Here is a 7,849-nt window from a genome sequence, read left to right on the forward strand (position 1 = left end):
TTCAGCGCACCGACATCTTCTGCACGAGTTCGATGATCTTGCGGGTCGGCACGCTGACCGCGAGCGAGGCGAAGCGGGTGCGGCCGAACCAGCGCGCGCCGGTGATCTCGTTGCTGGCGATGGCCTTGCGGCCGCGCGGCACGTCGGCGATGAAGACGTGATGGCGCTTGTTCAGGCCGCCGAACTGGAACGCGTAGTGCAGCACCAGGCCGTCGAGATGGGTTTCCTCGTACAGCTCGCGGGCGGCGGCGTCCAGCGGGCTCTCGCCGGCGTGGATCGTGCCGCCGGGCAAGGCCCAGCGCGAACGCGGGCGGGTGACCAGCAGGATCTTGTTGGCGCGGCGGCACAAGACGGTGGCGCGTTCTTTCATCGTTATTCGTTCGGTCTGGCGACGGCAGCCGGCCGGGTGGAAGCGCCGGGTTGTTGCATGGCGCCGCTGCGTGTTGCGCGGCGGCGCGGGTATCGGTCAGCGGTCGGTGCGGGCTGCCGCGTGCGGCTTACTGAAACAGGTCGAGCACCGGCCAGCCGCGGGCGGCCGCCACGGCGCGCAGTGGTGCGTCCGGGTTGGTCGCGACGGGATCGGTGACCTGTTCCAGCAGCGGCAGGTCGTTGATCGAATCGCTGTAGAAATAACTGCGCGAGAACGTGTCGAGGCGGTGGCCGAGCGAATCGAGCCATTGCTCGGTGCGCGTGATCTTGCCTTCGCGGAACGACGGCACGCCGACCGGCGCACCCGTGTAGCGCGCGGCCGGGTCGCCGCCCTCGGTGGCCAGCTCGATCGCGAGCAGGTGTTCGAAGCCGAGCGCGCGGCCGATCGGTTCGGTCACGAACGCGTTCGAGGCCGTGACGATGCAGCACAGGTCGCCCGCGTCGCGGTGCTGCGCGATCAGGCGGCGCGCGGCCGGCAGGATCGCCGGCTCGATCACGTCGGCCATGTAGCGTGCGTGCCAGCCGTCGAGCTGTTCGCGCGAATGGCGGGCCAGCGGCGCGAGCGCGATGCGCAGGTAGCCGTCGAGATCGAGCGAGCCGGCCGCGTAGTCGCGATAGAGGCGATCGATCGAGGCCACGTGATCGGCCGCGCCTTCGATGCCTAGGCGCGCGAGAAAATGCGCCCACGACTGGTCACTGTCGAGCGGCAGCAGGGTGTGATCGAGATCGAACAGCGCGAGGTGACGGCTCATGGACTTCCTGACGACGAGGGCGGACGGCGCGGCAGGCAATGCTGCGGCGGCCCGTGACCGGGCGAGCCGAAAATCCTAACGACAAATGCCCGAATCGGCAAATCAGCAAATATCTGCAACCGGCCGTCATCCGCCTGTCATGGCGGTTTGGCGGGCCGGCACGTGGCGCTCGGCGGCACGCTGGTATTGGCGGTGTGGGATTTTGTGGCGTTTGGGCGGGCTGCGCGCTTGCGTTGGAACGTGGCGGCAGGTTTTTCGGTAACCGTTGTTTCAGCGCCGCAGATCGGCGGGTGGGTGGTGGCACGGCCGAAGCCGTTGCAGCAGCGGAAATGAAAATCGGGCACCGCATTCTCGATGCGCGTGCCCGATTTTCAGAGGATGTGGCCGGCGCGGCCAGCGGCGTTCAGCTCCGCGACGCGGCCCCGCCCGCCACGGCCGTCGCGCGCTGCGTGACGCGCGCCAGATACGCCACGCACAGCAGCGCGGCCGCCAGCAGCGCCAGCCCGTAGCCGGCCACCGCGTGCCAGCCGCCGTCCTGCCAGAACTGGCCGCCCCACGAGCCGAGCACGCTCGATCCGAGGTAATACGACAGCAGATACAGCGCCGACGCATAGCTCTTGCCGCCCTGCGCGAGCAGGCCCACCCAGCTGCTGGCCACCGAATGCGTGATGAAGAAGCCGATCGTCAGCAACGCGATGCCGACGATCACCACCGCCAGCGCACCGTCCAGCGTCAGCGCCACGCCCACCGCGCTGGTCAGCACGCCGCACACGATCACCGGCGCGCGGCCGAAGCGGTCGGCCAGCGCGCCGGCCGTCGACGAGGCCACGATGCCGAACACGTAGGCGCTGAAGATCAGGCCGGTGCGCGTGGCGTCGAGCGAGAACGGCGGGGCCATCAGGCGGAAGCCGGCGTAGTTGTAGACCGTGACGAACTCGCCCATCGCCAGGAAGCCGATCGCGAACACGGCCGGCAGCGCGACGTGCGCGAGCTGGCGTCGCCACTGCGCGACATGCTCGCCGAGCCGCACCCCGGCGCGCGGCGCGAAATGGCGCGAGGCCGGCAGCAGCAGTGCGAAGCCCACCGCCACGGCCAGATCGATCGCGCCGATCCATTGCATCGCGGCGCGCCACGACATGCAGTCGCTCAACACGCTCATGCCGACCCGGCCGATCATCCCGCCGAACGCCGTGCCGCCGACGTAAAGGCCCATCGACAGCCCGAGCCCGCGCGGCTGGATCTCCTCGGCCAGATAGGCCATCGCGGTGGCCGGCACGCCGCCCAGCACGAAGCCTTCGAGCGCACGCGCGACCAGCACGCCGGACCAGCTCGGCATCACGGCCGCCACCAGGTTCAGCACGGCGGCCAGCGCCATCGACACGAATATCAGCCGCCGCCGGCTCAGGCGTTCGGACAGCGCGCTGGCTGCCAGGATCGAGAACGCCAGGAAGCCGGTGGCCAGCGACAGCGCCAGCGAACTCTGCGCCGCGCCGATCGAGAAGCCTTGCGAGAACAGCGGCAGCAGCGGCTGCACGCAGTACAGCAGCGAGAACGTCGAGAAGCCGGCCAGGAACAGCGCGAGGCTGATGCGGCGGTATTCGGCGCTGCCGGGGGCGACGCGGGTGTCGGCGTCGGAGGGAAGGGCGGTGGCGGTATTCATGAGGCGGGACCGGGGACATGACGACAGCCTTGATTGTCCGCGTGGCTAGTTATACTGTCCAATATATGAAAAGGATCAAAGAAAGACGTTTCACAGATATCTCACCGTACCCCCTCGACCGCCTCGACCGCCAACCCGCACCGCCCATGGAACTCCGTCATCTCCGCTATTTCCTCGCGATCGCCGAGGAACTGAACGTCACGCGCGCGGCCGAGCGGCTCGGCATCGGCCAGCCGCCGCTCAGTCAGCAGATCCGCAATCTCGAACGCGAACTCGGCGTCGACCTGTTCCGGCGCACCGCGCATGGCGTGCTGCTGACCAGCGCCGGCGAGGCGTTTCGGGTGGAGGCGGTGCGCGTGCTGGAGGATGCCGCGCGCGCCCGGCGCGCGGCGCAGCAGGCCGGCAACGGTGAAACCGGCAGCCTGCGGCTCGGCTTCACGGCATCGGCCGTGTTCAACCCGGTGGTGCCGGCGTTGATCCAGCGGTTCAAGGCCGCCTACCCGGGCGTGGACGTGACGCTCGACGAGGCGAACTCGCCGAGCCTCGTGCGCCGCTTGCTCGACGAGCGGCTCGACGCCGTGTTCGTGCGGCCCGGCGCGGTGGCGGTGGCCGGCGTCGCGCTGCGGCCGTTCCCCGACGAGCCGATGAAGCTGGTGGTGCCCGCCACCCATGCGTTCGCGAAGCGGCGGCGCGTGGCGCTGGAGGCGCTGGCCGACGAGGCGTTCGTGCTGGTGCCCGGGCCGGCCGGCGCGACGCTCTATGCCGAGATCGTCGACGCGTGCCGACGCGCCGGCTTCGCGCCACGGCTCGCGCAGGAAGCGCCGCAAATCTCGTCGGTGATCAATCTGGTGGCGGCCGGGCTGGGGTTGTCGATCGTGCCGGCCGCGTTCGAGCAAGTGCGCGTGCAGGGCGTGCGCTATCTCGACATCGACGGCGTGCCGGCCGTCGCGCGCCTCGCGCTGGCCACGCGCGAACGCGAGCGCGAGGCGGTGGTCGCGAACCTGGTGGGCTTGCTGTAGGGCGGCGAGCGTCGCCGGCCGCATGCGCAGCGGCGTGGCGGTCTGGAGGGCCGGAGATTAGGCGGCGCGGAAGCCCGGAAGCCTGGAAGCCGGAAGCCGGAAGCCGGGAGACCCGGAGGCTCAGAGGCTCAGAGGCTCAGAGACGCGGAGGCTCGGAGGCTCGGAGACTCGGAAGCCCGGAAGCCCGGAAGCCCGGAAGCCCGGGGACCCGGCACACGGAAGCCCTTGGCGCCCGGAGGCGCCGCAGCTCGCCAGCGTCAGAGCGGCTGGGCTTGCGTGATGCCCGAGGCGCGCACGAATTTGCCCGCGCCCAGATGATGGATCGTGTGCAGCGCGGCGTTGGCGTCGTCGAAATGCCAGTGGCCGTTCGCGAACACGCGGCTGTCGGCGGCGGCCGAGACGACTTCGCAGAAGCAGGTGTCGTAGGCGTCCTCGGTGTGGCGCTCGGGGATCAGCCGGCATTCGAGCCAGGCCGCGCAGTTCGTTTCGATCACCGGCACGCCGAGCTCGGGGCCGGGGCGCGCATCGATGCCGTAGCGCGTGAACTTGTCCTCGTCGCGGCCGCTGGCGCTGCCCACCGCGAACGTCAGGTCGAGCGCGGCGAAGCCCGGGATCACGATGCCGAACACGCCGCTGGCCGCGATCAGCTCGCGCGTGAAGGTGTTCTTGTCGATCACCACGGCCAAGCGCGGCGGCGTGAATTCCACCGGCATCGACCACGCGGCGGCCATCACGTCGCGGCGCTCGCCGCTCAGGCTCGTGACGAGCACGGTGGGGCCGTGGTTCAGCAGGCGGCTGGCGTGGTCGAGCCGGACGGGAGCGAAATGGGTCATGTGAGGTGAGCGCGGTAGGGGGAGCGGAGGATTCTACCGGCGCGGCACGCGGCGCGCAGCAACCCGAACCCGCGGCCGGATTCGCGAATCGTCAGGTCCGGTTTATTCTCGCCCCGATTCCGGAATTCTTATTTTGATATGCGCTGAAAATGCTCATGAAAACTCAAGAAAAATGAGTAAAGCCGAGTGAATGTAAATGTCATGTTATTCAATTTCCCTCATTTGAAACGAGATGCTTCCGGAGTGGACAAGGCGCGCGCGCCGCACGGGCACGGCGTGGCGGCCGCGAGGGGTGCCTCGTTGCCCTGAGCGGCGCCTTGTCCCGCTTGGCGCAGCGCCGAACAATCGGCATCGACCCGGAGCGCGGAGCGGGTCGCGGGCAGGCGCGGCGGGCTCCCGATTCGACGCCGGCCGTCGTGTTGACAGTTCGAATTTGAAACGGTTGAATGCATCGCTAATGAAAATACGAGAGGGCAAGGATGTTCGCGAGAAAATCTTGTCGTTTGCGTTTTGTTTCATATCGAATTGGCAATTCGTCATTTGATAAGGGAATGAAACGCCGGATCGCGGCAGCCGCGCGTCTCGTTGTCCTCTTCTCTCCCGACCTGCATTTCCGGTCACCTCTTAGCCGCCACCCGCACCGGCTTACCACGCCGACGCAGGTATGCATTCGTGCGCGCCGATCGAGCGCGCTCCCGTTTCGCAGGACGCCCCTATGAATGCAGGTATTCCGCAATCCCTTCGCGCCGCTGCCTTGACCGCCGCCTCGACCGATCCGTCGACCGATTCGTCGACCGATCCATCCGCCCGCGACGCCGAACCGGCAGACCTTTCCTTTCAACGCATCGATCACATCGCGCTGGCCGTGCGCGATCTCGAGGACGGCATCCGCCTGTTCCGCGACGTGCTCGGCTTCGAGCTGAAGCAACGCCGCCACATCAAGGGCGCGCGCACCGGCATGGTGTCCGCCGAGATGGAGATGAACGGCATCCGCTTCGTGCTGTGCCAGGGCACCGAACCGGAGTCGCAGGTCTCGAAGCTGGTGGAGCACCACGGCGTGGGCATCGCGCACGTGGCGATGGAAGTGCGCGACGTGAGCGCGGCTGTGGACAGCCTGAAGGCGCGCGGCCTCGGCTTCGACACCAACGTGATCGAGGGCGGCGGCCTCACGCAGGCGTTCTCGTCGCGCTGCGCGAACACCGGCATGAGCTTCGAGCTGATCCGCCGCAATGGCGAGGCCGGTTTCGTCGAGGACAACGTGCAGGACCTGTTCGATCAGCTCGAGCAATCGGGCAAGTACTGATCGCACGCGCTCCCTCGCGTCTCGCTTCACCGTGATCGCGGCCTTCGACCGCGCCCGGCCTTCGCGCCGCGCGCGCGGCGGCGGCTGTTCCCTGTCAGCGGTACATCGAAAGGATTCATCATGGATCGCCTCCAGATCCAGTGCCGGGCGCTGGATATCTGCCCGGATGCGCTGCATGCGTTTGGCCGCGTGTTCCCGTCGTCGAAGAGCCGGTTCCTGTTCGAGAGCAGCGTGGTGGTGCCGGGTTTCTCGCGATTCACGTTCATGGGCGACGCGCACGGCCCGCTCGGCGAAACCGTCACCTACGATCTGGCCGCGCGCTCGGTCACCATCGAGCGCGCCGGCGGCACCGAGGTGGCGCAGGTCGACAGCCTGTTCGACTGGCTCAAGGCGCGGCTCGACGCGCACCGCATCGAGGCCGCCGCCGAGCTGCCGTTCGACTTCAACCTCGGCTACGCGGGCGTGTTCGGCTACGAGCTGAAGGGCGAGACCACCGGCTCGCGGGCGTGGCGCTCCGATACGCACGACGCGGCGTTCATCTTCGCCACGCGGCTGGTGGCGATCGACCATCTCGAACGCAAGACCTGGCTGCTGCACCTGAGCGGCGATGCCGAAGGGCGCGCGCAGGCCGACGCGTGGATCGAGCGCACCCAGGCCGCGCTCGAGGCGAGCGTCGAGCTGCCCGCTCCGGCCAGTTCGGCGGCTTTGGCGGCTTCGGCCGCGCGCAGCGAGAGCGCGCCGCGCCGCAAGCTCACGCTGGCCGAGGTCGAAGCATGGATCGCGAAGCACGCCGCGATGCGCCACGACCGGCCCACCTATATCGCGAAGATCCGCGAGGCGCTGGCCGAGATCGTCGACGGCGAGAGCTACGAGATCTGCATGACCAACCTGATCACCTTCGCGTTCGAGCACCCGGCCTTCGATCTGTACCGCACCATGCGCGAGCTGTCGCCGGCGCCGCACGCGGCCTATTTCGACATCGGCGGCTTCGCGCACGTGGGCGCGTCGCCCGAGCGCTTCCTCAGCGTCGATCGCCACGGCCATGCCGAGGCCAAGCCGATCAAGGGCACCCGCCCGCGCGGGCGCAATCCCGACGAAGACGCGGCGCTGATCGCCGAGCTGGCCGCCAGCGAGAAGGATCGCGCCGAGAACCTGATGATCGTGGATCTGCTGCGCAACGATCTCGGCCAGGTCAGCCGGATCGGCTCGGTGCACGTGCCGAAGCTGTTCGACGTGGAGACCTATTCGCACGTGCACCAACTGGTGTCGACCGTGCGCGGCACGCTGAAGGCGGGCGTGTCGGGCGTGGACTGCCTGCGCGCCGCGTTCCCCGGCGGCTCGATGACGGGCGCGCCGAAGCAACGCACGATGGAGATCATCGACCGGCTCGAAGGCGGCGCGCGCGGCATCTATTCGGGCGCGCTCGGCTGGTTCGGGCTGTCGGGCGCCTGCGATTTCAACATCGTGATCCGCTCGGTGACGCTGCATGGCGGGCGCGCGCAGCTCGGCGTGGGCGGCGCGATCACCGCGCTGTCCGACCCGGCCGAGGAATTCGACGAGACGATCGTCAAGGCGCGCGGCGTAATCGAGGCGGTGGAGCGCCTGGCGGCCGAGGACGCCGCGCTCGCCACGCAGGGCGTGGGCAAGCGCGCGACGCCGCCCGCGCAGCGGCCCGGCGCGACGCGCCGTTCCGCCGACGCCACCGCGCTCTGACGGCGGCCGGCGCAGCCTCGCGCGTCGTGTCCATCGGGCCTGACGTGCATGACGTGAACAACGCGCACGCGACAACATGAAACGCCGCGCGGCCGCTTCGTGCATCACGAACACGGCCGCGCGGCACGAAGGAGAGACAG

7 protein-coding genes are annotated in these 7,849 nt (G+C 68.9%); 3 read left to right on the forward strand and 4 right to left on the reverse strand.

What is annotated here, in order from left to right:
- Window position 1: 1 nt before the first annotated feature.
- From AB4850_RS18800 to AB4850_RS18810, 3 genes are all read right to left on the reverse strand, one after another.
- Complete coding sequence (locus AB4850_RS18800; RefSeq protein ID WP_414444518.1) at window positions 2–370, reverse strand: NUDIX hydrolase; 369 nt, start codon at window positions 368–370, stop codon at window positions 2–4.
- Window positions 371–497: 127 nt separating this feature from the next.
- A complete protein-coding gene (locus tag AB4850_RS18805) occupies window positions 498–1,181 on the reverse strand; it encodes an HAD family hydrolase (RefSeq protein ID WP_414444519.1) in 684 nt (227 codons plus the stop codon).
- Between the two features lie 403 nt (window positions 1,182–1,584).
- Window positions 1,585–2,841: an MFS transporter gene (locus AB4850_RS18810; RefSeq protein WP_414444520.1), complete on the reverse strand. Its 1,257-nt coding sequence runs from the start codon at window positions 2,839–2,841 to the stop codon at window positions 1,585–1,587.
- A 146-nt stretch (window positions 2,842–2,987) separates the two neighbouring features.
- Between AB4850_RS18810 and AB4850_RS18815 the strand changes: the two genes are divergently transcribed.
- Window positions 2,988–3,860 carry a LysR family transcriptional regulator gene (locus AB4850_RS18815; protein ID WP_414444521.1) on the forward strand — a complete coding sequence of 291 codons (873 nt, stop codon included), beginning with the start codon at window positions 2,988–2,990 and terminating at the stop codon, window positions 3,858–3,860.
- A 257-nt stretch (window positions 3,861–4,117) separates the two neighbouring features.
- Here AB4850_RS18815 and AB4850_RS18820 read toward each other — a convergent pair whose 3' ends face one another.
- Window positions 4,118–4,693: a flavin reductase family protein gene (locus AB4850_RS18820; RefSeq protein WP_414444522.1), complete on the reverse strand. Its 576-nt coding sequence runs from the start codon at window positions 4,691–4,693 to the stop codon at window positions 4,118–4,120.
- A gap of 715 nt (window positions 4,694–5,408) precedes the next feature.
- On the opposite strand from AB4850_RS18820, the gene AB4850_RS18825 reads away from it, so the two are divergent.
- Window positions 5,409–5,996: a VOC family protein gene (locus AB4850_RS18825; protein ID WP_414444523.1), complete on the forward strand. Its 588-nt coding sequence runs from the start codon at window positions 5,409–5,411 to the stop codon at window positions 5,994–5,996.
- Between the two features lie 120 nt (window positions 5,997–6,116).
- Window positions 6,117–7,709 (forward strand): aminodeoxychorismate synthase component I, encoded by a 1,593-nt coding sequence (gene pabB / locus AB4850_RS18830; protein WP_414444524.1) that lies wholly within the window; start codon window positions 6,117–6,119, stop codon window positions 7,707–7,709.
- The last annotated feature ends 140 nt before the right edge of the window (window positions 7,710–7,849 follow it).

This window comes from Burkholderia sp. 22PA0106 (assembly GCF_047497155.1).
GTDB lineage: Bacteria > Pseudomonadota > Gammaproteobacteria > Burkholderiales > Burkholderiaceae > Burkholderia.

What these genes read in the sequence shown, in the direction of transcription:
- AB4850_RS18810 (WP_414444520.1), bottom strand. Translation starts at nt 2,841, where the DNA reads ATGAATACCGCCACCGCCCTTCCCTCCGACGCCGACACCCGCGTCGCC.
- AB4850_RS18805 (WP_414444519.1), bottom strand. Translation starts at nt 1,181, where the DNA reads ATGAGCCGTCACCTCGCGCTGTTCGATCTCGATCACACCCTGCTGCCG.
- AB4850_RS18820 (WP_414444522.1), bottom strand. Translation starts at nt 4,693, where the DNA reads ATGACCCATTTCGCTCCCGTCCGGCTCGACCACGCCAGCCGCCTGCTG.
- AB4850_RS18815 (WP_414444521.1), top strand. Translation starts at nt 2,988, where the DNA reads ATGGAACTCCGTCATCTCCGCTATTTCCTCGCGATCGCCGAGGAACTG.
- AB4850_RS18825 (WP_414444523.1), top strand. Translation starts at nt 5,409, where the DNA reads ATGAATGCAGGTATTCCGCAATCCCTTCGCGCCGCTGCCTTGACCGCC.
- AB4850_RS18800 (WP_414444518.1), bottom strand. Translation starts at nt 370, where the DNA reads ATGAAAGAACGCGCCACCGTCTTGTGCCGCCGCGCCAACAAGATCCTG.
- pabB (WP_414444524.1), top strand. Translation starts at nt 6,117, where the DNA reads ATGGATCGCCTCCAGATCCAGTGCCGGGCGCTGGATATCTGCCCGGAT.